Origin of the sequence: Enterovibrio norvegicus DSM 15893 (genome assembly GCF_900115495.1) — a bacterium.
GTDB classification, from domain to species: domain Bacteria; phylum Pseudomonadota; class Gammaproteobacteria; order Enterobacterales; family Vibrionaceae; genus Enterovibrio; species Enterovibrio norvegicus.
On record NZ_FOWR01000041.1, the window covers coordinates 20,913 to 46,081 of the forward strand.

The window sequence follows — 25,169 nt, forward strand, 5'->3', positions numbered from 1 at the left end:
ACCAGAGTAAAGCATCAAGTGACAAAGAAAAAGCCGAAGCAATTTGCTTCGGCTTTTTCATGTTCAATAACTCACGGAAAATGACTGACAGAATCAGTCCAGACCCACCAACTCAAGCTGCTCTTGAATCACTATTTCAGGGAGGGCGACAAAACCTTCTGACGACACCAAAGCCTGACCTTGGCGAGAAAGCATCATCTTAATGAATTCCGCTTCCATACTTTGTAGGGGCTTATCAGGCACTTTGTTCACATACACATAAAGATAACGGGATAGCGGATAAATACCCGATGTTACCTTGTCTGCCGTCGCGAAGATAAGCTCCCCATCTACGTTCAGTGGTAACATTTTTGCCCCCGCAGTGCGATACCCTACACCAGCATAACCAATGGCGTTGAGAGAAGAGCTCACCGATTGCACCACAGAGGCAGAGCCCGGCTGTTCATTCACATCGCTACGGAAATCCCCATCACACAAGGCTTCATCTTTAAAGAAGCCATAAGTGCCCGACACAGAGTTTCGACCAAATAACTGAATGCTACGTTTTTCCCAACTGCCTTCGAGCCCCATTTGACCCCAGCGTGTTATCCGCTGTGTCGAGCCACAGCGCAGGGTTTCTGAAAATAGTGCATCCACATCATCAAGAGAAACACCTTCGATGGGATTATCTTGATGAACGAAAATCGCCATGGCATCAATCGCGACTTTTATCGCAGTCGGCGGATACCCGTATCGACGCTCAAATAACTCCACTTCCTTCGCGCGCATTTTGCGGCTCATGGTGCCGAATTGTGCCGTTGACTCAATCAAAGCGGGCACGGCAGTGGAAGAGCCTGCGGTTTGAATTTGCATGTTCACGTTGGGGTAATATTGCTTAAACAACGCCCCCCATTGTGTCACAAGGTTGGCCAAAGTATCAGACCCAACCGTCGACAGGTTTCCAGAAATATCGTCAGTGCGGTAATACAACGGCAAATGATCGTCGGCGTTTGCCGCCGAACTTGTCGCGAGCACACCGGTGACCAGCGTGCTCACGGCTAATAGCATACTCGCAACGCGCCTTAGCATGACAAACGCTCCGGCAAGGTAAAGGAGAACACACTGCCTTTACCCAGTTGGCTTCTTATCTCAAGTTCCGATTCATGGTGGTTCAAGGCGTGCTTCACGATCGCCAGCCCTAAGCCACTGCCACCGGTTTGGCGCGAACGTGCTTTATCGACGCGATAGAAGCGTTCGGTCAGGCGATCAATATGCTGAGGTGCGATACCTTCACCGCTGTCGGTCACTTCCAAACGCGGCCCTTTTAATGAACGGAACCAGCGTACTTTAATCGCCGCCCCTTCGGGTGTGTGTTTCACGGCGTTATACACCAGGTTGGAAATCGCACTGCGTAACTGATCATCGTCACCCAGCACTTGAAGCGAATGATCGACATCAAACTCAAAGGTATGAGCGTGATCGCCACTCAATGTTTGCGCTTCTTTTTCAAGCACATCCAACATCGCGGGAACATTCACTTTCTGGTCGAGCGCTATTTTCACGCTCGCTTCGATTTTAGATAGCGTCAGCAGTTGCTCCACCAACCCTTCCATACGAGACAATTGTTCAGTCATCACCCCGTGGGCTTTATCCCACATTGGACCTTGCAGCATTTCTGGGTCTTCAGACATTTCCAAATAACCGCGTAATACTGTCATCGGTGTACGTAATTCGTGGGAGACGTTGGCAAAAAAGTTTCTGCGCATGCCTTCGAGCTGTTTCAACTGAGTAATGTCACGTACCACCATCAGGTATTCACCTTCGGCATAGGGCATGGTTCGAAACTCAAGGGTTTTAGATGCAAGCAGCGGTGAACGCATTTCGAAAGCATCACCAAATTCAGCACGAGAAAGGTATTCGATAAACTCTGGCGTACGAATCAGGTTCGCGATGTACTGTCCCGCATCATCAGGCATGCGAAAGCCTAAGAGTTCTTGAGCCAGCTTGTTACACCAAACGATAGAACCATCGTGCTCAAACACCACAACGGCATCGGGCAACGATTCGGCACCGTTTCTGAATCGACGGATCAGATTAGCAAGCTCTTTACGGCGACGGCGGTTACGTTTTTGAAGGCGGTAAATGCCGTTAAATAGCGGCGTCCAACTGCCTGAGCCGGAAGGTGGCGTGAGACTACGCTCTTTCCAGAGCCAATCAGAAAGCTTTAGCTGGTGATAGAAATTCCACAGCAAAACAAGAACGGTTGCAAGAAGGAGTAGCCAAGGCAAACCGCCAAAGAACCATCCTATGATGAACCAAGGTAAATAAAAAAAAGCCAGCTCAAGAGCCAGCTTCTTCCATGTGAGTCTTTCGACCATCAATGTCTCCAGCCTGTCATCCAGTGGCCATTGGATAACAATATGAAAGCGTATCCGTGAGGATTAAGAGCGAGTCGAGAAGCGGTAACCAGCGCCACGAACGGTTTGAACCAGTTTGTCGTGACCTTCTTCTTCGAGCGCTTTGCGTAAACGACGAATATGCACGTCTACTGTGCGATCTTCAACATAAACGTTAGTGCCCCAGACGTTGTTTAGCAGTTGTTCACGGCTATAAACACGTTCTTGGTGAGTCATGAAAAAGTGCAGCATTTTGAACTCAGTCGGGCCCATATCCAGCGGCTTTTCATTTGCCGTCACACGGTGCGATACAGGATCTAACTTCAAACCTTGCACATCGATAACGTCATCTAATGACGTGGGTGACACTCGACGCATGACCGCTTTTAAGCGTGCCATCAACTCTTTCGGTGAGAATGGCTTGGTGATGTAATCATCTGCGCCCACTTCCAAACCACGAACTTTGTCTTCTTCTTCACCACGCGCAGTCAGCATAACCACGGGGATCTGACGTGTAAGTTCGTCGCGTTTAAGGTGCTTAATCAGGTTGATCCCTGAACCGCCTGGCAACATCCAATCCATGAGGATTAATTCCGGGTACGGCTCGCAGATCTTTTCCAGCGCGCTGTCATAGTCTTCTGCTTCTACGGCCTGATAGCCTTTTTGCTCTAGTACAAAACACAACATCTCACGAATCGGTGCTTCGTCTTCTACAACAAGAATCCGTCTTACCATTATTTAATAATCCAGTTAACGTTTATTTCTTGGACGCCATTATGTGATTATATTATGACATTTTTGTGACCCATCACGAGCTATCACAGCACAGAAAATCATCCCAACTGTCGTCATTTCACGACAGGCCACGGAAAATGCCGCCTTCAACACGATTACGATGATGCTACACGATACTGATTTTCTAACTCACTGATCCCTAACCCTGTCTTTTTCGTCACACGCAATTGCGTCGGAATACGTTCCTTCATGGCTTCGATATGGCTGATCACACCAATCATCTTGCCAGATGCATTTAAGCTGTCGAGCGCATCCAATGCAATGTCTAGGGTTTCACTGTCTAACGTGCCAAACCCTTCATCAAGGAAAAGCGAATCAATGCTGGTTTTGTGGCTCACAAGATCAGACAGCGCCAGTGCCAACGCCAGACTGACCAAGAAGCTTTCACCGCCGGATAGGGTTTTCGTGTCACGCTCTATGTCGCCTTGCCACGTATCAAGCACACTCAACTCCAACCCCTGCTTGCGGTTAAGCTGATAACGACCATGAATACGATCCAGTTGCTTGTTGGCAAGGTAGACAAGATTATCCAGCGTTAAGCCTTGGGCGAACTTACGGAATTTATCCCCCTTTTGAGAGCCGATCAGTGAGTGCAAGTACTGAATATCATCATAATCTGCGCGAAGACGTTCAATCTGTTCAAACAAGGCTTGCTGATTCTCTCGGCGTTGCTTATCCGATGATAACTCATTGCTCAATTCACCACTGCGTTTTGCCAGTTGGTTTAGCACATCCGTCTGAGCCTGAAGGACTTTTTCTACCTCATCCAGTGGTGTTTGCTCTAGTAGTTCTGCATTATCATGTGCCAATACCTCTGCCACGTGACATTGTGCTTTTTGAAGCAGGACTTTCGCGCCTTCCAAGGCATTCTCAAGTTGGCGCTTTTCTACCAACAGTTGCTGTTTTTCTTCTTCAGGCAACAAGGCAGATTGGAAGGTATCAAGCGATGTGAAAGGCGAAGCCTTCAAACGTTCATTCCACGTTGCTTCTTTGCTTGCCGTATCTTCTTTCTGGCCATTGAGCGCTTGCTCTAAGCTGCTTGTTTCTGCTTGAATTGCACGTAAATCACCTTGGCAATGTTGTGCTTGCTGCTGAGTTACCGTCAAGGTTTCTTCGGCGTTCGCTAATGTCACAGCACTCTGTTGCCTTTCTTGTTCCGCCACTTTGTCGCCGAACAATTCTTCGCGTTGCGTTTTCGCGGCATTCAATGCCCCAAGCAGTTTCTCGCTATCCATTTGCACGGCTAACCGTTGCTCATTCAACACGCTCAGTTCACGAGAAATACTCGCAAGTTCAGATTCCAACAGCGCTACCGTCTTTCCAAGTACGTCTTTACGCTGCGTATTTTGTTCCCACTGTTCAGCATCTTGCTTTCTTTCCTCAAGCCAGGTTAATAGCGTGTCGGCATGTGGCGCGGTGTAACCGCTATCGGCAATTTGCGTGTTCAGGCCCGCTTGCAAGGTATCGAGCTTGTCTAAACGCTGGCGCAGGTCTTCGAGCAAACCTTGTAACTGTCGTTCATTGTTTTCAATGGTTAGCGTCAGCAAAGACAGCGCCTGTTCAAACCCTGCTTGTGCACGCACGGCGTCATCCCATTGCTGCTTAGCAAGTTGAAGGTGCTTGTCGTGCTCTTTTAGCTGAGCCAGCGTTTTCGTCAATGTATCTCGCGCTTGTTTTTGCTCATCTGTGAAGGCCGTAAACGCATCTTGCTGCTGTATCGACAACGCCATACCCAGTGCTGAAGAAGTTTCGGCCCATTGGTGTTCTAATGCTGCCTGCTGAGATTGTGTGCGGGTGAGTTGCTGTTCAAGCTCAGTGACGTAACGCTTGCATGTTTCCAGCTTCACGCCGGTTTCTTTGCCTGTAACTTCCAGCTGACTCAGTGCTGTTTCAGCATCCATTTTCTCTTGAACGGTTTCCGATACATTCAGTACCGCACCAGCCAACGCTGGGTGTTCAGTCGAGCCACACAGTGGACACGCCTCTTCGGGCTGAAGTGTTGCGCGATATTGAGCGAGGTGCTCTTCTTGACTAACAAGCTTGCCTAGCGCGTCAATAAGTTGCTTTTTATCTTTGAACTGACCGCGAAGTGCCACCAGCTCTTTTTCTAGGGTTGTCGCTAACACAGTTTGCTGTTCAAGTAGCGCTCGCTTATCGACCTTGTCTTTATCAATATCCAACCATTGCTGCTGCCACTGGCTCAACTGAAAGTGCGTTGCAAGCTGGGCGTTTAGCTGCTCACGCTGCTTATCAATGGCATCCACATTGCCCTTTTCTGTCGCTTCAACAAAGGCATGTTGCAATGTTTCCCAATGGCGTTTCGCAGCATCACTGGTTGCAACGGCGGTGAGTTGTTCTTTTTGGTCTTTCTCCGCTCGGGCTTTGTCGGCATTGAGAGCGGCCATGAGGGTCTTTTCTTGCTCATGCAACCCCGCCATTGCAGATTGCTCTTGCTGAATCTGCTCACCCATTTGTGCCCACCGACCAAGGTGTTGCTTGAGCGTTCCCGCCGATTGATGCTCAGTAAGGAATGCAGTGACCGCACCCAGCGCTTGGGTTTGCTCCTCAAGCGCACGCGTTTTTTCATCACGCACCGAGGTTTGCTCTGTACACTTGGCTTGTAATCCAATGTACTGCGCAGCAACTTCCTGATGACGCTGAGTGCTATGTTTGATCTCGTTATCGAGCGGCATGACTTTTTCGGTGATCAACACATCAAGCGCTTGGTGCTGCGCTTTCGCTTGGGCGAAGGTTTCCTGCGCCAGTTTCAAGGCTTTTTCTGCCGTCTGACTTTGGGCAGTGCAGGTTGTCAGCATGTGCTGCTTCGCCGCCAATGCTTCTTCGCTTGATGTGCTTTTCTGCACCGCGGTTTGCCATAGCTCGTAAGGCATTCGCAGCTTCTCTGCAGGCTCACTGTTTTCTAATTTTTCTATACGCGGCTGGGCAGCCTCCCAGTTTGATTTCGCAAGGTGTTGCTGCTGTTCTGACTGTGACTGTTCCTGTTGGCTCTTTTGGTATTCTTTCCACCACGCAAGATGAGCCGTGAGTTCGGCTAGCCGTCCTTGTTGCGCTTTGTGGTTAGCATCCACCTCTGCCAATGCGGTTTCGATGGCATCAATTTCTTCGGCATTCAGCAGTTGTACGCCTTTGGCTTCCGCCTCTTTTTGGCTCAGTTGTAGCTTCGCAGCCGCAAAATGCTCATGCACTTTCTCAGAAATTCGGCCGTAGATCTCCGTGCCCGTGAGTTCTTCTAACAACTCCGCACGTTCGTTTTCTTTGGCATTTAGGAAGGCGGCGAAATCACCTTGCGACAACATCATGGATTTGGTAAATCGCGAGAAATCGAGGCCAGTGATGTCTTCCACCAGCTCATTTTTTTGCTTCACTTGTGTTGCCAACACCTTGTCCGTTTTTGTATCGACAAGCTCAACGTCGGCTTGTTGCAAGTTACCGTCAACCTTGCCACGAGAACGTCGCATGCTCCAAAACGCGCGGTACGGGTGGCCTTTCACTTCAAACTCAACCTCTGCGGCACACTCCGCAGTGCCCCGCGTCATGATTTCGTTGCTTGATGTAGAGATAAGCCCCAATCGCGGTGTTTGGTGATAAAGCGCCAAGCAGATGGCGTCCAACAAGGTCGTCTTACCCGCCCCCGTTGCACCTGTAATGGCAAATAAGCCATTGTCCGAAAACGGCGTTTGGGTGAAATCAATCTTCCATTCGCCTTTCAGCGAGTTCAGATTTTTAAAGCGTAAGCTGAGGATTTTCATTCGCCCGCCTCCACATGCTCAACGTCCGCGACGATTTGCGCGAACTGCGTTTGAATACGAACTTTACGGGCTTCTTCTACTTCGCCGTCAAACACTTCTAAGTCGAGGCGTTTTTGGAAAACATCATGCGGGGTTAATTCCGCTAAGGTTTCTTTTGCCTCTTGAGTGAGTGCTTGCGATTTTTGTGTGCGGGCGCGTTGTAGTTGAAGCACTTCAACATTGAGGTCTTCGGTCAGGATTTGAATACGCTGCTGCAAGTCGGACAGATAGTCTTGCACCGCGACTTCGATGTGCAGCCAAATAGGTTTAGGATCATCATGATCTTTTAACGCAGAAAGCTGTACCTCTATCTCTTCCAACGACCCTTTTAGGACAGCCATAGGCTGAAAGCTCGGCACGCTGATAGGCTCGATGCTAATACGCTGCTCACCATCGAATTCCACCAGCACCACTTGCTTGCTAAATTTAAGTTCATCAAAGCTGAGAGGGATCGGCGATCCGCTGTAACGAATATGCTCTGATTTAGCGACAATTTGAGGGCGATGAATGTGCCCCAAAGCAATATAGTCGGCAGGAGGGAACCCCTCTGCCGCAAAGCCATCCAGCGAACCGATATAGATGTCACGCACCGATTTAGACGGGCTAACACCCAATGCCGTTAAATGCCCGGTGGTGATAATGGGCACTTTCCATTGGTGTTCGCTACGCAGTTCAACCGCGGCTTGATACAAGGCGTGATAATGGGCTTTGATGGCATCGCCCAAGGCTTGGCGTTTTTCAGTGCCGGATTCACCAGCGCGGCTGGTCATGACATCGCGAGGGCGCACAAAAGGCACTGCACAGACAATCGCACCGACGTCCCCTGCTTTGTTTTTTAACGTCAATAATTGGTCTTGAAGGTCATCACTGGTATTGGCAACCACTTGTGTATGAAGGCAAGCCAGTAACGATTTAGATTCTTTTAGCGTGGATACTGAGTCATGGTTTCCACCTAAGACAATCAACGAGCAATGACGCTGGCTGATAGACACCACAAACTGGTTATACAGTTCACGTGCATAGCTTGGCGGCGCGCCAGTATCAAACACATCTCCCGCGACAATAACGGCATCTATTTGGTGTTCATCGATTTGATTTAACAACCAGTCTATAAACGCTTGGTGCTCGCTTCGGCGACTTTTTGTGAAGAAATTTTGTCCTAAATGCCAGTCAGAGGTGTGAAGTATTTTCATCGCAAGTTGTATGCTCGTTCTTGTGCTCAGTGCCAAATTGTACCCCATTTGCAGCGACATTCTCCCTTGAATGCAATACCATGTGGCCTTTGTCATTACTGGATGGATAAAGCCTCGCCATGATTTGGTTCAAGAACATTTTTACCTACCGCCTTTCGCGCGATATCGACCTCGACCCAGAGCACATTGAGAAGCAATTGTCTGAGTTTCGCTTCACGCCTTGTGGCAGCCAAGACATGCAAAAATTCGGCTGGACCACTGCGCTAGGTAAACATGGCGACATGATGACCCACGTGAGTGATGGCAACATTCTGATCTGTGCGCGCAAAGAAGAGAAAATGCTTCCGGCTTCTGTCATCAAAGACTCGCTAAACGCGCGTGTTGAGGCAATGGAAACTGAGCAAGGCCGTCCGTTGAAGAAGAAAGAAAAAGACAGCATTAAAGATGACATCGTGATGGATTTGCTGCCGCGTGCATTCAGCCGCTTGAGCCAAACCTACGCGTTGATCATGCCAAAAACCGGCCTCGTGATTGTTGATGCCGGCAGTGCAAAAAAAGCAGAAGACATTTTGGCCCTGCTGCGTAAATCATTGGGTAGTCTTCCTGTGGTGCCTGTTGAAACCAACAAACCGGTTGAGCTGGCCATGACTGAATGGGTTCGCTCAAATGCCGCGCCTAAAGGTTTCACCATTGGTGATGAAGCTGAACTGAAAGCGATTTTGGAGCAAGGTGGCGTGATCCGCTGTAAGCAACAAGATCTCTCGAGTGATGAAATTCTCGCGCACATTGAAGCGGAAAAGTTGGTGACCAAACTGGCACTAAACTGGCAAGACCGTATCGAACTGATGCTTTGCGAAGACATGTCTATCAAGCGCATTAAGTTCTCTGAAGAACTGCGCGATCAAAATGCAGACATCGACCGTGAAGACATCGCTCAACGCCTTGATGCAGATTTGTCTCTGATGTGCGGTGAGCTTGGCGCGTTCTTGCCAAACCTGTATGAAGAACTTGATGGGATTGATACGGGAAGCGACTAAACCTTTCGCGTCGCAATCATATCGCCACATAAAAAAACAGCGCCAATCGGCGCTGTTTTTTTATGTTTAAAGGCCACTACATCTTGGCAAACATCATCTTGTCGTAAGCCGCCACAGATTTTTTGAAATCGGTCATTTCACTGCGTGATACAGAAGTGGCCATCGGGATTTTCGCCGTCATTGGGTTAACCGCACGACCACGGATCAGCAGTTCATAGTGAATGTGAGGCCCGGTGACACGACCACTACGTCCTGATAAGGCGATACGCTGACCACGCGTCACGCGTTGGCCTTTACGCACCAAAATTTTACTGTTGTGCAGGTAACGTGTTCGGAATTGGTTCCCGTGATCCACAACAATGTATTTACCCGCGTAAGGGTGATTTCTCACCATAACAATCACACCATCCCCTGTCGACACCACCGGCGTACCAGTTGGTACGGCAAAGTCAGTACCGTTGTGCGGAGATACGCGCCCCGTCACAGGGTGCTTACGTTTCGGATTAAAGCTCGAACTGATACGTTTTTTGCTTACCGTCGGATAGCGCTGGAAAGCACGCTGCAAGCTATTACCGCTCTTATCGTAGTAATTTCCGTCTGTGTGCAAATACGCCGTGATCGGCGCGCCACGACGTTCAATACGTATGGCTTGAATTTCTCGTTGACCACTCGGCACACCGTCAACAAATTGCTCAGCGCGAACCACTTCAAAGCGATCACCTGCGCGCAAGTCTCGCGAGAAGTTGATTTTGTCTTTGAGCAGGTTGGTAACGGTCTCCACGTCGTTGTAACTTAGCCCAGCTTTTCGCGCTGAAACAGAGAAACTGCCTTTGATATCGCCCGCGGAGACGGTTTGCACCCACTCGCCAGGAATATCAATTTCGTTAAACACGAACGTACCGTCATCTTCTCGCTGGTACATCACTTTCGATGCGACGTTAAATTCCAGTTCGAGCTTGTCGAGATGCTTCGCGGAACCATCAACCCAAAAACGCAAAATATCCCCTGGTTGAAGGGTATCAATGCGCAGATGGTTAAGGTCGGTTTCCATCAAATTAAGCAAATCGCTATAAGGAATGCCTAACTTCATGAAAATCTGGCTAAGGCTATCACCGGATTGAATGGTGTATTCATAATCTGGGAGCGCCAGTTTTTCAATCACGGCAGTGTCAGTCACTGCCACATCATTCGCGGGAAAAGAGGGAAGCAAAGAATTCGAAATCGTTAAGGGGATGATTCGAGACGTGTCCGAGCTTAAGAAATTGACGGACACGGCGACCGTCACAAGTGACAATCCCATTAAGCCAAGCATCGATTTAGACAACTTACTCATCGTCTTGGTTTTCTTTTCGTACATTAAACGACTTCTCAATTACGCAGTATTTATTCATCACGACCTGACAAGAGTATAGACACACGCCGCGTGTTTCAATTTATCGCCATCCATTACTGGCAATTAACACCAAGCTATTCCGTCATTTTATGCGCACACTTCGCATAAACCCTTGGGCTGTAAGAATGACATTATTTTCTTCAAAAGGTTTCCAGAATCGAACTGGCTATGTTAACAAGATCACAGTAAAATCGCCGCTCCTTCGCATCAGCGTCTGATGCGCCTGACTTACACTCAGAAATAAGAAGCATTGAATATGTTTGTTCCAGAACTTCTCTCGCCTGCTGGCAGCTTAAAAAACATGCGTTATGCGTTTGCTTACGGTGCAGATGCGGTTTATGCAGGCCAACCACGTTACAGCCTTCGCGTGCGTAACAATGAGTTTAACCATGAGAATCTTCAAATCGGCATCGATGAAGCCCACGCATTGGGTAAGAAGTTCTATGTGGTGTGCAATATCCAACCGCACAACTCGAAGCTAAAAACCTTTATCCGCGATCTAAAGCCTGTTGTTGATATGGGCCCAGATGCGCTGATCATGTCAGACCCAGGTTTGATCATGATGGTTCGCGAAGCGTTCCCAGAAATGGTGATTCACTTGTCTGTTCAAGCGAATGCCGTTAACTGGGCGACGGTGAAGTTCTGGCAAACTCAAGGCATTGAGCGCGTAATCCTTTCGCGTGAACTGTCTTTAGAAGAAATCGAAGAAGTACGCAAAGAAGTGCCAGAAATGGAGATTGAGATCTTCGTTCATGGTGCACTTTGCATGGCGTACTCAGGCCGCTGTTTGCTCTCTGGTTACATCAACAAACGTGACCCTAACCAAGGTACTTGTACTAACGCATGCCGTTGGGAATACAAAGCAGAGAAAGCGCAAGAAGACGAAACGGGTCAAATCGTTGAAGTGCAAGATGCCGTACAAGTTCAAGACGTTGAAGAACGTCCTGACAACACGCTGGGTCTTGGTAAACCAACCGACGAAGTGGTACTGCTGAGCGAAGCACATCGCCCAGAAGAGAAAATGGCAGCATTTGAAGACGAGCACGGCACTTACATCATGAACTCAAAAGATCTTCGCGCTATCCAGCACGTTGACCGTTTGACGAAGATGGGCGTTCACTCGCTGAAAATCGAAGGCCGTACGAAGTCTTTCTACTACTGCGCACGCACTGCGCAAGTATACCGTAAGGCGATCGATGACGCGGTAGCAGGTAAGCCGTTTGATGAAACCTTGATGAGCACGCTAGAAAGTTTGGCGCACCGCGGTTACACCGAAGGTTTCCTTCGTCGTCACAATCACAGCGAATACCAAAACTACGACTACGGCTACTCGGTTTCAGACGCGCAGCAGTTTGTTGGTGAATTTACGGGTAAACGCCGCGGTGATTTGGCTGAAATCGAAGTGAAAAACAAGTTTGTTGTGGGTGATTCACTGGAAGTGATGACACCAAAAGGCAACGTGACCTTCACGCTAGAAACGATGGAAAACCGCAAGAGCGAAATCATCGACGACGCGAAAGGTAACGGACACTTTGTGTTCATCCCAGTGCCTTCGGATATGGATCTTTCTTTCGGTCTATTAATGCGCAACTTGGTAGATGGGACAAATACCCGCAACCCGGTTACTGCTCAAACTGTGAGCGCGTAATATATGGCACTGCTGATCACCGAGAAGTGCATTAACTGCGACATGTGCGATCCAGAGTGCCCGAACGAAGCCATTACGTTCGGGGCTGAGATCTACGAAATCGATCCAGACAAATGCACGGAATGCGTGGGTCACTATGAAAAGCCAACGTGCCAGTCGGTTTGCCCTATCACGAACTGCATCATTATCGATCCAGAACATCGTGAAACGAACGATGAACTCTTAGAGAAATTCGTTACCCTTCAGGGTCTAGCATAAGAAAAGCGCCGAAAGGCGCTTTTTTATTGTCTGCGGCAATGTGTGGTATCACATCACTGACGGAGTACCACCAAGCACTGCTCTGGTTTGATTTTTACCCGTTTTTTTTTCGTCGTCTTCACGACTTTTTTCTGTTCATCTTTGGGTTTTGGTCGCCAACTTATGAGTTCACTGCCACAGCCATCCCCTTGCGGGGGCGTTGCTTGATCAACACAAGAAGCACTTCCGTCAGGGCAGCGAAGTCGAACATGCATATGATAATGATGTCCCCACCACGGCCTGACTTTTTGTAGCCATGTCCTGTCCTCCCATGTCATTTCGCACAAGGTTTCTTTAATGACTGGGTGAACAAAGATGCGAGCGACTTCCGGCTCCGAGGCTGCTACTTGGAAAAGAACGGCATGTTCCTGAAGCCAATTATCTCGACGCAACGAATAGGATTTTAAATCAACCATGCTGATTGCTGTCGGTTTTTCAACGATACTTTTCTTGAGCCTTTCCGGCGCAAAGCTCAGCCAGATATCTGCATCAAGACCGGTTTGATGGCTGGAATGCCCGCTGGTGAAATTCCCCCCACGAGGCATTGAAATATCGGCAATCAATAAGTCATCCAGACCGAACCCTTTCGTTTTCCCCGCGAGTTTCGTCAGATAGGCAATCATATCTGGGTGACCATAGTATCGATTCCTTGATGGACGAATAACTTGATACCCTTCACCCACCAGCGGCATGGCTTCTCCACCTTGAAGACACCCATTGGCATAACTGCCTATCGATTGCTCTTGGCCATTTGACGGCAGACCCGCTCGCTCCCATGGATTTGCCAATGCCATGGTTATACCCAAAAAGAATAAAGCAAACAGAAAAAGCATGAATAAGGTTTTCTTCATCTCACCCCCACAAGAAAGCGTTTCTCTCCGATCTTAGCAGGCTAGACTCGCGCAAGTGACAATAGGTTACTCAAAGAGCAGAGCAAATAAGGTATTTGTAATCAAAATCAAAAAGGAGAAGCTCAGCTTCTCCTTTTGTAGATATTCACTCATACCCAAAGACATGAGGTAAGAGGAACGTTCGTTCCTCTTACCATTGACATTAGAAGCCCCAGTTAACACCCAACTTAATGTTGCGTCCTTGTTCAAACGGGCCGTTGTAGTCTTCACTCAAGCTCGCTTGATCTCGGTAAGCTTTGTCAAACACGTTCTTCACCGACGCTGTCAACGCGAGATCTTCTCCGCTGATTGGCATCCACTGTGCGTACAAATCGTGTACGCCATAACCCGATTTTTCATCTGTTCCGTCAGGCACATCCGTCAGACGATCAACAAAACGACCAGTCCAGCCAAACTCCAAGTCATCCGTCGCAAAGTAGTTAACCGTAGTAACAAGCGTATCGCCCGTTGCCGTGCCTATGTTCATATTGCCATCGTTCAAAGGCACACCATTTAACTCTGGCTCTGCTCGGCTGTAACTGATGGTCGCCGCAACACTTTCCAACTGATAACCCGCTGAAACAGTAAAGCCTTGGTTGTCTACAGTACCGATGTTTTCATAAACACTGCTATCGCGTCCGATGACATCTTCAATTTTACTGTCAAAAGCTGTTGCTGAAAGGTACCCGTTGTTGAAGTTCCAGTTGATCGTCAGCTCAGTATTTTTCGCCTTCTCACCCTTACGATCGTTGGCGCTATAGACGTAATCCAACAGCCACAATTCACTCACTTGAGGGCCACGGAACGCTTCTGCATAGCCAAGGATAACGTTCACATCTTCAGTGATGAAGTACGTTGCTGCGACATTGGGGCTGAACCCGCTGTCTGAAATGTCAGAGCCTTCAGTGCGAGAATCGCCATCACGCAGATCTTCATCCAACGCATAACGGTCATAACGCGCACCTGCACTGAGCAACAATGACTGTGTAGCTTTATAATCACCTTGGAGATAAGCACCTGTCTGATCGCCTTTATCAACAAAGGTCTGGTTTCCACCGCTGAACGTTGATTCATCTTTGCGGAAATCGATACCGTAAATCAATGTTAACTTATCGAGCGTAGACGTATTTCGAATATCGCCACCGATAGATTCAGTATTACCAATATAGGTACCAAATCGAGGGTCATCGAAGCGCTCTAGCTTCAGGTCGGTGTAATAGAACGTCGTGTCTAAATTTAACCAATGACTGTCTGAAGCTAAAAGGTAGTTGAGCGTGGCAGTATCGCGGTAAGTACTCTGTGCAAGAGGGTAGTTTCCAGGATTTCCTCTTCTTTCAAAATACCCCATGTGAGGACGCGCATAGCGGGTTGCGTCATCTTCTTTGCGCTCGTAACTAAAGGTAAGTGTCTGAGAATCTGTTAGTTCACCAACAATCTTCGCGAAACCAAACTTGTTACGGAAACCTGTGTATTCAGCCGTATCACCGTTCCCGTCTTCATAATCATCTTGGTCCGTATAGCCCAACGACGCCAACACAGTGACTTTGTCGCTCAATGCGCCGTAACCTGTCGCAGTTGTTTTAAAGCCATCAGTATTGTCGGAATAGGTGGTTTTAACACGGCCACCAAATTGATCACCGGCCTCGATTAGCTTTCGAGGATCCTTGGTTTTCATTTTGATGGCGCCACCTAAGGCACCCGCACCATCAGTCGCACGTCCTGCACCTGCTGAGACGTCAACTTGCTCAAGTAACTCAGGCTCAATAAACAAGCTACCTTGATGGTGGAATAACGAGCCAGCTTGAACAGCACCATCGATGGTGACATTCAGCATGGTGTCTTCAAGACCACGCACATACACTTTCTGCGAATAGTCTGTTCCCCCACCGACCGAGACTTCGGAACTTGTGCGGAATATGTCGTTGAGATCGCTCGCTTGGCTTTTCTCAAGCTGGCTAGCATCAATCGTGACGTCTGCGGCTTGGAGAGGGTTACCAGTAACAACGACGGTTTCGTCAGTATTTGCGATGGCTACATGACTGAAAAGTGCAGTACATACAGCAATATTGAGCGGGGATATTTTGAAGCTACTTCCTTGGAACATCTTTGTACTTCCGTGATGATAACGATAATGATTTTCATTATTATCAAAAAGAAGTGCTGTTCTGTAAACGCATTTTACAACTGTTACAAAACCATAAAGCTATGATTTTAAATGATTTAAATTAATCTCACTATAAATCATGAAAAACAATACCCTACACCATGCGCCGTTTGTAAACGCTCTGCATCCATTCCTGCTGCCACGAGCTTCTTACGCACTCGGCTCAAATGCATGTCTAGACTTCGGTCGTACTTTTGGAACTCTCGAGAAAGAACCCGTTGATACAAATAGTCTTTACTCAGGATCTGATGTTGCTGAACCACCAATGTCCAAAGCAATTTAAATTGAATGGGAGTGACTGAAATAACTTGCCCATCAAAGGTCACGATCTGCTGCTTTTTATCCATGGCGAGTTGATCAACGATCATTAGAGAATGATGGAACGGCATGGGCTGTTGTCCCGTTCTTCTTAAGATCGCCGCCGTTCGACAAACAATTTCACTGAAAGGTTGTAGGCGCGTGATGTAGTCATCCGCGCCGTAGAGGAAGCTGTTAATACAAGTAAGCTGGCAGTATGTTTTTGCTAATAAAACAATCGGAACTGATGTCTTGTGACGCAGTTGTTTGAGTAAGTTATGACCTTTCATTTCAGGAAGCGATGTCGATAACATCACGAGTTCAACTGCAAGTTGATCATGCAGTGCTAACGCTTCCTCGGATGATAAACACCAGCGAGCCATAAAGCCTTTGCGTTGAAGTTGATCGACAAGCACTTGTCCGTACTTTTTATCAGGCTCAACAACCAGCAAAATATTTCCATGCTGTGCTCCTCGTGCATTCATTACTTCACTCACATCTTTTTTTGAGCCCATTAAATGCGATCGATTATCAATATCATTACGTTTTATAAAAGCCTATCACCTCACATATAGGATCCATGTCACATAAATAGGGTCTAATTAGTTGGGCGACACATTCATTTTGATTATGAATGCATTCGAATGTGCCGTTGAACGGAATCGAGCGCAGCTTTATCCCCCAATAGCGTTTGCTTAACGTCATTGCCAAACCATTCCAACGAGGCCGTTGCATGATCGTTTTTCAACACTTCGGGGAGAAATCGATGGTAATCCATCGCTCCTTCTAACAGAGGCACCATGCCATAACGACAGCCTACGGGTGAGTAAACATTGTCTGGTGAAAATACGTTTAACTGATCTCTCGAACGTACATTTTTCAAATGGTAGTGCCCGATGCAATGCGCCACGCGCCGATGGAAAGCAACAGGGTCTTCTCCCGCTTCCCACACATGCAAGGTATCAAAGTTCAGTTTCAATGCCGGATGGTTAACTTCTTCCAGCAACTGAATAATGGAGTTCGGAGTATCCGCTAAGGTTCCAGGGTGCGTTTCGACAAGCACATCCAGCCCTAAATCGGCCGCATAACAACAGATTTTATGTAGGCGGTGTGTCATTGTCTTTCGCTGCTTAACATCAACGAGCTGACTCGCCTGATGCCCTGCAAAAGTGCGGACTTTTGACGTTTCCCAGTAATTCGCTAGACGACAGATATGCTGACACTTTTCTTCTGCATCTCGCGCATCTCCCACAATGGGGAGATAGTCACTGAGCATTGAAATAGACAACCCCATATCCTTGATCCACTTAGCATCATATTGAGGCTGCGTTTCTAACCCACGCGCATGAACCCCCCAAAGCTCTATACCTTGAAAGTCATGACACCTCGCCCACTCTGCGATGTTCTCTAAAGAAACCAGATGATGTCGAAACGAGATCGTACAAATAGACAACTGCATATCACACAGCCTCTGCGCAGGTTTCGATGGTCAAATCATTGAGCTCACACCAATCTCGATATACCTCGTATAAACGATTTTTAATACGCATTTCAGTTTTATTCTGCTTATTTAGCAGGGCATAAATACCCACCTGTAAAGACAAATCCTTCGTCTCAGCAAGCTTCATGATTTGATACTGAATAGAAGAGTAGGTTTGAATTAACTCTTCAATCACATCACACCAGCGCTCGAAGTCGTCATCGACGAGACCAAGTGCTCGCCAGAAAAACGCAAAGCCATGCTCATACGCATACTTACGAACGGCAATAACCCGAATTTCACGTAATGCGAAGTTCAAGGCAGACAGAGAAACACCATGAGCACCCGATATATGCGCATTAAGAATGGTGCGAATGGCTTCCGTCAGTGGGTTCGAGGTCCCAATAAAGCATGCTTCAAAATAGGCTTTCACATCCTCGGGAGCAGCGTGTTTTAAACCCTGTTCATCAAACACATAACCACCGGCGACACTCGGCTGTGCAATAGCATTCAAAATGCGTTCGCGATCAAGCAAGCCTTCCCAACGAAAATCAGGATCTAGCACCATGAGTTTTTCGGGGTTATCCGTGTTTTCCAACATGACATAATGGGGGAAAGGGTTCTGGCTAAACTTATTCTCTCTCTCTGGCAGTTGGTACATGTCCAACATAACCATCAGGTTTGTTGTCTTTGGCTTTTTTGCCAATAACACATTCATTTCTTGAATGTTTTGTCGCTTAGACACATTCTCGTTATACCAAGAATCTAGGCGAACACCATAAAGGCGCTGATACCACGAAAGAAACTGTTCATGATTGATATCGTCAGAGTGGTATTGAAGCTGAAAGTCTTCACTGATGGTAAAAGTGGCATCCCACACGCCGAAATAGAACGGACGATGATCGATCCCTTTGCGTTTGAGCGACTCGCACACACAACTGACAAAGCAATGCACTTTTACGTCTTCAAACTCTTCCGTTGTTACCTCGTCTACCACCTCGACCTTATTGTTCACTCGGCACAGAAAGTCGGCCAAGCTCGACACGGTTGCGTAATCCGCAGCAGTAATGTTTTGCTCGGGCACGCTCAATCCTAAATCGAGTTCTAGATGCAGAATAAGCTGAAGAATCAGCACTGAATCAAGATACAGGTCTTCATTTAACTTTGCAGATTCACTGAAGCTGTCCATATGTCGGCTTTGCATGTTTTCAGCCAGCACTTGTCGGATGGATTCGATAATGTCTTCGCGCTGCATGGTACCTCCTTATCCTAACGCCGGAATTGAAATTGTGCTTTGTGATAACGTCTTGCGGTTAATCTTGCCGTTCGCCATCTTTTCAATTTCTTCGCATTGCTCGATATCTACGGGTAGCTGATAAGACGCCAATCTGGTTCCACACCAATGGCGAATGCGACTTGGCTCTAACTGATTCGTAGCAATAAATTGCAGACAAACACGCTCTCCAGAAAAAGGATCAGGGCGCTTAAAGACGATCGCTTCCGTGACGTCAGGGATTTCCAGCACAACATTTTCGATGTCTTGTGGATAAACATTCAACCCCGATACGTTGATCATGTCATCGCACCGAGATACAAAATAAAGCGCCCCTTTGTCATCAATATACCCAAGGTCTTGGGTGTGGATGGTTACGTCGCCTTTTGTGATCACAATTTCATCAGGGCAAGAAGCGTCGTTTCCTGCAAAGACCTGCAAATGTGGTAATGGCTGTCCTATTTGGTTTGCGGTGAGCGTATTTGTGTTAATGGCAATACAACCTGCCTCCGAGCAACCGTATTGCTGGAAGACGTGTTTTGTTTTCTCTCGCAACGCATCAAACCAAGCCCCAGGAAGCACCGTGCCTGACGTCATTACCGCGTGTAACCTCTGATCTTTTGGATAAAGCTGAACCACAGAGTTAATCAGCGCGGGAGAGGAATACAGTAAGTGATTCGGTGTATTTAATAAGGTTTTTAACAAGTATTTCGGGTTGATGTTATTGATGATAACGGGCGTTAACCCTCGCTTCAGGGCGACAAGTACGCCGGCTATTAGCCCATAAGAATGCGTGATAGGACATGCAATAAGCGGCGTCATAGTGTGAGGGGTTGAGAAGAAAGATACGTAGCTTTCAACTTCCTCAGCAATGGATTGCCAAGTGCGTGTAATCACTTTTGGTTCACCCGTTGTTCCTGAACTTGTTTGAACAAGTACTGCATCTTTATCAACCGTACTGTTTTGCAACGTCATCGCGGGCTGGTGTTTATCGAACAACAAGAAATGGCACTCAGCACGGTTCGCTAAGCGTTTAGCCGCAAGGCGAGGTGTTGGCGCAAATATCGGGTAAAAAGACCCACCGTGTTGGCGTAAATACAGACACACAGACAATACATAAGCAGGGTCCTCACTGCATATCGCAAAGCGTTTTCCCGCGCAGTCTCCAAGGATGGGATCGGCTTTAAATGCCTCATAAGCGTCATGAAAATACTCATGACCATAGAATTCATCGTTAACAAAAATCATAACGTCCCTATTGTTCAATATGCTAAATAGACAGTGGGTTTGGAATATAGTGGTGGCACTCGGCGCTACTCGCCTTCAGCTTTCTTGTCATAAGAGATTCGGTGAGAATTTCGGGTGCTCGGTATCCAAGCAGCGACAAGCGCTCAGCAAGCTCAGGGTGTTCTTTTTCATACTCGTCGAGTTTGTGAGAAACACGGCGCCAAAACTCGTGTTCAGGCAAAGGATAGAAAGTACTGATAAGGTGTGAAACGTCGGCAAGGTTGTAGATAAACAAGGTATCCATAACAAGCTCTCGCAGTAGTTCGATCGAACTCATTGCGTAATAATCATCGAGCGGCGCATCACTGAGTGAAGGTTCAATCTCTGCAAAATTCGGCACCGCGTCTGCATCACGGATAAATGCGGCGTTGTACTCGACGCTCTCATGAAAGTCTCGAACAATGATGCGCTCTGGCCACCCATCACGATGCACTAGAACCATGTTCTGACCATGGGGCTCTATACCGATGCCATGTTTCACCAAGAGATGCCATATTGGTGTCACCGTCACTTCGATAAGCTGCTCTAGCCATGCATCAAGTCCATAGCGTTCAACCCAACCCGTAACGAATGGCAGCCCATCATGTTCCACCATCATGATGGCGTTAAACGGAATAGCAGCTTCTCCTTCTTTCAAATGAAGCTCTACACTTTCTCTAAAAATAACAGCCAGTTGACCTAATTCAGTTGATGAAGTCACATCCAATGAATCATCAGAAAACCGTGCACCAGCATACTCGTTGAGAATGCTGATCCCGCCCAATGCACCATCACGATGGAGTGTGTTTTCAAGCCATTGAGAAACCATTGGTGCAAGGCAAACAGAATGTGCAGCAAGGTTTCGATGAGAAGAGGTGTTCACCATATTCATCGGTAACTTTATGTTCGGATGCAGGGGTGACTCTTTGTTCAGCAGCGTTCGTACGGATTGTGTCGCCACGTATTTATCTGAACCAATGCCAAGAAATATAATGTCTTTCGTCGCAAGGTATTTTGCTAGCCAACCGTCTTTCAATTGCTGCCATTGCCAAGGATGGATTGGCAACAACGCATAATCATCCCATGTCGCATCATGAGCATTTAGTGCGCCGGACAATCGACTCCATTGCCCATGACCAAGCTCATTGAGCCAAAAGTGTGTCTGCTCTAAAGGTAAGGTTTGCTTAAAGTAAGAATGACGAATCGCTAACCAATACAGGTTAAAGACATTGCCCGATTCAGGCCCAAATGCTCGATGGTCAGCTTCACTAAAACCCGTCCTCGCTTTAAATGAGGGATGATAGGGGTGCCCTTCATCCAGTTGATTTTCTAGCTCGGAATAGCTTGATGAACGTCGCGACAATCGCTTGGGTAAGTGCTGAACATTCCAACGACTGAGTTGTGCCGTTTGAAGAAACTCTTCTGCTAGCGCTTTCTTGATGCTCGCGGTGGTTGGGAGATCATCAATGATCGTCAGCCATTCGCTACTCACGTCGATAGATCGCCCATTGATTTTCAGGCTATTCATCATTAATCGATACCGACCGAATGCACCAATGCTGCCCTTAACCCTGTATTCACGGTTACCCATCATCCATAAGAACTCGTCAGTCAAAGATGAGGGGGAAGGTTCAACTAACTTTTCAAACAACAAGGACTCAAGTAACTGCTTGATAACTCTTATTTCTGGTGGCAGTTGTTCACAGTTAGGCAGAGGCATAGTTAACCTCCGTTGGCTCTTCTAGGCAGGTCATCACCAACGGGTTAGGAATATGGCAATAGATCGCTTGTTCATTTTCGACCGTCAACTCGTCAACGTCATGCACGCGTGTTAATAGATTGCCTTTGGCGGGAATACTGGATCGAGAGAGGAGCTGATCAACAAACAAGGTGCCAGCGCCAGTGAGAACGTTACGCAATGCTAAAAGGCGCTGCTGAACGAAGCTGACCAATATTCTTTCTTCAACCAAGCCGTCTGAACCCAAACGGCCAACAATAGAGAACAAATTATTAATCAAAAGGTAATACGCGAATCGATCACAAATAACGTCATCGTCAAAGTACAGAGCATCAACCGTGACTGAGTCTGGCTCCATAGCCGCGAGGTGGTTTCTGTACGCATTCGATAAATAGAAACCTTGGTTGTCCCTGAAGTAGTAAATAGACGGGTAGCCCTCTTCTAACTGAAGAACGCTATTTTGCTGATGCGCTTCCAAGGCGATGCCATGCTCATCGTAGAGCTTTAGCATAGGCTCGATACTGCATTCCCAATACTTAGCAAACCATTTAATGGAAGCTTGAGAAAGTGAGGTGTGATCTCTTAATGCGATGGTTTGAACGAAGCGCGACAGCATTGACGTCTCCCCCGGAAGGGCCTCTTGGGTCAGCGCCGCGATGGTAACAACATCGGTATCTTTTCCTTCCGAAAAGGGGTTTTCTCGGATGATGACTTCAAACCCTGTTTCGCTTTGTTCCGGCAAGACAACTGTAATGTAAGCAGGGTCTGTGATGATTTTGAATTGCGGATACGCTTCGCTGAATCCTGTTTTTCGATAGAGCGTCGCCATCACAACCCCAGCATCAAGTTCATGCCTTTTATTCACGCGTAGTGAGTTCGTTATTTTGACCGGCAGCGAGAATTTATACATCCACGCTAAATTCGCGTTATACAAAGAGCGAACGGAAGATGTTGCGGTGAAATCAATGCCCTGCGTACCTAAGTCGACGACCAAACCTTCCGACATCAACCGACGAACACTCGATTGGTGAATAAGCCATTGAGCTTGTAATGGGTGCATGGGTAGCACCAAGTGACCCTCTTTTATAGGTGATGATATTGGCAATGAAGACGTGATGATCTCTTCTGCAGAGATAGTCAGCGCGGAACGCTGACATATAAGGCGTCGAGCAACACTGAAATAATGCAGTGAGAAACTCCCCTTGGTCTCTGGCGCATAATAGGCATGATGATAATCAAGCATACCTTGACGACTTTTTGGGGTTGGGTGTTGCCAATGTCCATATAACAGGGACTGTTCCGCATCGATAAAATCTGTGCTTACCAGCTTAGGATCATCAAGTCTTTGCGAAATATACGCATTCATTAATGAGCAACTTTCATTTACGCGGGAGAGCAGTTCTTGTTTATTCCTTTCACGCTGAACATTGAAGGTCGAAAAAACATTTGATGAGAAAATGGTTTCAATAAGGAGTTGCACAACACTCGAAAAAGGCACTTCTTGCCATTTACAACTCGACGGGTGGAACAGATAGGCTCGAGAAAATCGGTGACACCCCACTAAGGTGCGGTAATTGACGGTAACGGCAAGTTTAGTGCTTTGGGCTGCCAGAGGCGTTTCAACGACCCAGGTACAAGCTTCGAGTGCCATCGATTTATCCGCGTCTTGCCATTGCTTCGCGGTATACCAATGTCCTTCATCTATCTCTTTTAAGTAGCAATTGAAGAAAGCCTGAAATGATGCAATATCTGCAATTTCCTTTGCGTTCTGGCTCAAAATGACCTCACCTTCAAAGCGAGCAACACTCTTTGTAAGTGCTACATCCAACAAGGCTGAGAATCCTAAGTGATATTAATTATCATTTCACCAACTGTTACTTTTGTTACAACGCCCCTCCAGAAAGGTCTCAAATTCACAACCGGCCCCTAGTGATGATTCACTCACTCGAACAAGATAACGTTTTTACACAAAGCATGACTCTCAATGGCCACAAAAAACCGCATTACTGACGCGCCGATCATCCCAACATTCTTCTACTTCGCCTTACCTTCCCTCGCTGGATTGCTTGCCATATCAAGTGCCAGCATTGTTGACGGTATATTTGTTGGACGCTATCTAGGCGCAGCGCCTCTTGCATCAATTAATCTACTCATTCCTTACTTTACGTTTATGTTTTCTGTCTGCTTGATGATTGCAATAGGGGGCACTGTATTGGCGGGTAGGTACATAGGTGAAAAGAAGCAGAAAAAGGCAGACGCTATCTTTTCTCAATCTCTCATTAGCGCGATGTTGTTCACAGTCGTAATGGCGGCGATCGTGACACCAAACAGTGGGTACCTATTTGATGCGCTCAATGCGCCACAAGACATACATGAAACCATGAATAGCTATTTTGGCATTATGTCTTTCTGCCTAATCATCCAATTGACCACCATGGTGTTGTATTACTTTGTACGTGCCGACGGTTTTCCGGTATTAGCAACGGCGGCGCTCATCTTTGGCTCAATCACCAATATTGCTTTGGATATTCTTTTCCTCGGATACTTAGGGTTAGGCATTGAATGGGCTGCATGGGCGACCACGATTGCCCAGAGTATACAGCTCATTGTTTTGCTTTCCTTTTTTGTGCAGAAAAACAGAACGCTGAAGTTCACGTTGAAGGGTTTAAAAATCAAAGAGTCCGCACGCGCGTTCATCAATGGATTTTCTGAATTCATCAATGAAATATCTGTAGGGATAGTGATTTTTACTGTTCACTGGCTATTGCTCGTAAACGGAGATGATGCAGCAATTGCAGGCTTCTCAATCGCAAATTATGTTCTTTTTATCAGCATGATGGCGTACTACGGTATTGTGGATGCTATCCATATTCTTGTGAGTCAAAATCTAGGTGCAGGGAATCACCGCCGTATCAGACAATTCATGATTTTAGCGGCAGTAACTATTCTAAGCATTAGCACTGTACTAGTGCTAGTCTGTACGCTGATGCCCCACCATCTCTCCAAATTGTTCCTCTCAGATCTAGAAAACGCATCACAGCAAAATGCTTTGCTCTATCTGAATATCCTCTGGCCATGCCTTATGTTCAGTGGCCTTAATGTTTTAATCTCCGCGTATTTCACCGCGGTCCAGAAACCATTGCAATCCACTGCAATCGCATTAAGTAGAGGATTAGTGCTTCCAGTGATACTCCTCCTCTCCTTTTCAACCTATCTGAAACAAACACACTTTCTCGCCGCCCTGCCCGTCGCCGAATTCATAACACTAGCTTTAGCGCTGACTTTGTTTGCTGTGCACCAGAAACGGAAAACTCCCGACGCCCCTGTTTATGCTTGAGCCCAAAACGAAAAAAACCCCGCTATTGCTAGCGAGGCTTCTTAATACATGACGGAGCGACCGGGGGCGCGCACGTCCGGAACTCAAGCCGAAGGCTCGTGAGAGCCCATTAACAAAACCTACAAACGATAAAAAGCCCCGCTATTGCTAGCGAGGCTTCTTAATGAATGGCGGAGC

At 47.2% G+C, this 25,169-nt stretch carries 18 protein-coding genes; 4 read left to right on the plus strand and 14 right to left on the minus strand.

What is annotated here, in order from left to right:
- Positions 1 to 93: 93 nt before the first annotated feature.
- The 5 genes from BM082_RS20295 to sbcD form a co-directional block, all read right to left on the minus strand.
- On the minus strand, positions 94 to 1,047 hold the full coding sequence (locus BM082_RS20295; RefSeq protein WP_017012469.1) for a PstS family phosphate ABC transporter substrate-binding protein: 954 nt from the start codon (positions 1,045 to 1,047) through the stop codon (positions 94 to 96).
- A gap of 14 nt (positions 1,048 to 1,061) precedes the next feature.
- Positions 1,062 to 2,357 carry a phosphate regulon sensor histidine kinase PhoR gene (gene phoR / locus BM082_RS20300; RefSeq protein ID WP_017012468.1) on the minus strand — a complete coding sequence of 432 codons (1,296 nt, stop codon included), beginning with the start codon at positions 2,355 to 2,357 and terminating at the stop codon, positions 1,062 to 1,064.
- Positions 2,358 to 2,420: 63 nt separating this feature from the next.
- Positions 2,421 to 3,110 (minus strand): phosphate regulon transcriptional regulator PhoB, encoded by a 690-nt coding sequence (gene phoB / locus BM082_RS20305; protein WP_017012467.1) that lies wholly within the window; start codon positions 3,108 to 3,110, stop codon positions 2,421 to 2,423.
- Between the two features lie 155 nt (positions 3,111 to 3,265).
- Positions 3,266 to 6,940: an AAA family ATPase gene (locus tag BM082_RS20310; RefSeq protein ID WP_074928404.1), complete on the minus strand. Its 3,675-nt coding sequence runs from the start codon at positions 6,938 to 6,940 to the stop codon at positions 3,266 to 3,268.
- Positions 6,937 to 8,172, minus strand: coding sequence for an exonuclease subunit SbcD (sbcD, locus tag BM082_RS20315; RefSeq protein ID WP_026025133.1), 1,236 nt, complete (start codon positions 8,170 to 8,172; stop codon positions 6,937 to 6,939). The genes BM082_RS20310 and sbcD overlap by 4 nt, the downstream gene beginning before the upstream one ends.
- A 122-nt stretch (positions 8,173 to 8,294) precedes the next feature.
- On the opposite strand from sbcD, the gene rdgC reads away from it, so the two are divergent.
- A complete protein-coding gene (rdgC, locus tag BM082_RS20320) occupies positions 8,295 to 9,209 on the plus strand; it encodes a recombination-associated protein RdgC (protein WP_181163557.1) in 915 nt (304 codons plus the stop codon).
- A 76-nt stretch (positions 9,210 to 9,285) separates the two neighbouring features.
- Here rdgC and BM082_RS20325 read toward each other — a convergent pair whose 3' ends face one another.
- The gene (locus tag BM082_RS20325; protein ID WP_017016734.1) at positions 9,286 to 10,566 is read right to left on the minus strand and encodes a peptidoglycan DD-metalloendopeptidase family protein; all 1,281 of its coding nucleotides are present in this window, start codon (positions 10,564 to 10,566) and stop codon (positions 9,286 to 9,288) included.
- Between the two features lie 292 nt (positions 10,567 to 10,858).
- On the opposite strand from BM082_RS20325, the gene trhP reads away from it, so the two are divergent.
- Together trhP and BM082_RS20335 are read left to right on the plus strand one after the other, a co-directional pair.
- Entirely contained in the window at positions 10,859 to 12,250 is a 1,392-nt protein-coding gene (gene trhP / locus BM082_RS20330) for a prephenate-dependent tRNA uridine(34) hydroxylase TrhP (protein WP_017012462.1), read from the plus strand.
- 3 nt (positions 12,251 to 12,253) lie between these two features.
- The gene (locus BM082_RS20335) at positions 12,254 to 12,508 is read left to right on the plus strand and encodes a YfhL family 4Fe-4S dicluster ferredoxin (RefSeq protein ID WP_017012461.1); all 255 of its coding nucleotides are present in this window, start codon (positions 12,254 to 12,256) and stop codon (positions 12,506 to 12,508) included.
- 53 nt (positions 12,509 to 12,561) lie between these two features.
- Here BM082_RS20335 and mepA read toward each other — a convergent pair whose 3' ends face one another.
- The 8 genes from mepA to BM082_RS20375 form a co-directional block, all read right to left on the minus strand.
- Positions 12,562 to 13,398 (minus strand): penicillin-insensitive murein endopeptidase, encoded by an 837-nt coding sequence (mepA, locus tag BM082_RS20340; protein ID WP_017013338.1) that lies wholly within the window; start codon positions 13,396 to 13,398, stop codon positions 12,562 to 12,564.
- A gap of 202 nt (positions 13,399 to 13,600) precedes the next feature.
- Positions 13,601 to 15,541: a TonB-dependent receptor domain-containing protein gene (locus BM082_RS20345; RefSeq protein ID WP_017012459.1), complete on the minus strand. Its 1,941-nt coding sequence runs from the start codon at positions 15,539 to 15,541 to the stop codon at positions 13,601 to 13,603.
- A 137-nt stretch (positions 15,542 to 15,678) separates the two neighbouring features.
- Positions 15,679 to 16,413: a response regulator transcription factor gene (locus BM082_RS20350; protein WP_017012457.1), complete on the minus strand. Its 735-nt coding sequence runs from the start codon at positions 16,411 to 16,413 to the stop codon at positions 15,679 to 15,681.
- A 113-nt stretch (positions 16,414 to 16,526) separates the two neighbouring features.
- Entirely contained in the window at positions 16,527 to 17,357 is an 831-nt protein-coding gene (locus BM082_RS20355) for a sugar phosphate isomerase/epimerase family protein (protein ID WP_017012456.1), read from the minus strand.
- A gap of 1 nt (position 17,358) precedes the next feature.
- Positions 17,359 to 18,633, minus strand: a complete 1,275-nt coding sequence (locus tag BM082_RS20360; protein ID WP_017013335.1) for a DUF6005 family protein — start codon at positions 18,631 to 18,633, stop codon at positions 17,359 to 17,361.
- Positions 18,634 to 18,642: 9 nt separating this feature from the next.
- A complete protein-coding gene (locus BM082_RS20365) occupies positions 18,643 to 19,899 on the minus strand; it encodes an AMP-binding protein (protein WP_017012454.1) in 1,257 nt (418 codons plus the stop codon).
- A gap of 22 nt (positions 19,900 to 19,921) precedes the next feature.
- Positions 19,922 to 21,637 (minus strand): IucA/IucC family protein, encoded by a 1,716-nt coding sequence (locus BM082_RS20370; RefSeq protein WP_074928406.1) that lies wholly within the window; start codon positions 21,635 to 21,637, stop codon positions 19,922 to 19,924.
- The gene (locus tag BM082_RS20375; RefSeq protein ID WP_244276063.1) at positions 21,624 to 23,432 is read right to left on the minus strand and encodes an IucA/IucC family protein; all 1,809 of its coding nucleotides are present in this window, start codon (positions 23,430 to 23,432) and stop codon (positions 21,624 to 21,626) included. The genes BM082_RS20370 and BM082_RS20375 overlap by 14 nt, the downstream gene beginning before the upstream one ends.
- A gap of 207 nt (positions 23,433 to 23,639) precedes the next feature.
- Between BM082_RS20375 and BM082_RS20380 the strand changes: the two genes are divergently transcribed.
- The gene (locus BM082_RS20380) at positions 23,640 to 24,992 is read left to right on the plus strand and encodes an MATE family efflux transporter (protein WP_074928410.1); all 1,353 of its coding nucleotides are present in this window, start codon (positions 23,640 to 23,642) and stop codon (positions 24,990 to 24,992) included.
- Positions 24,993 to 25,169: the final 177 nt, after the last annotated feature.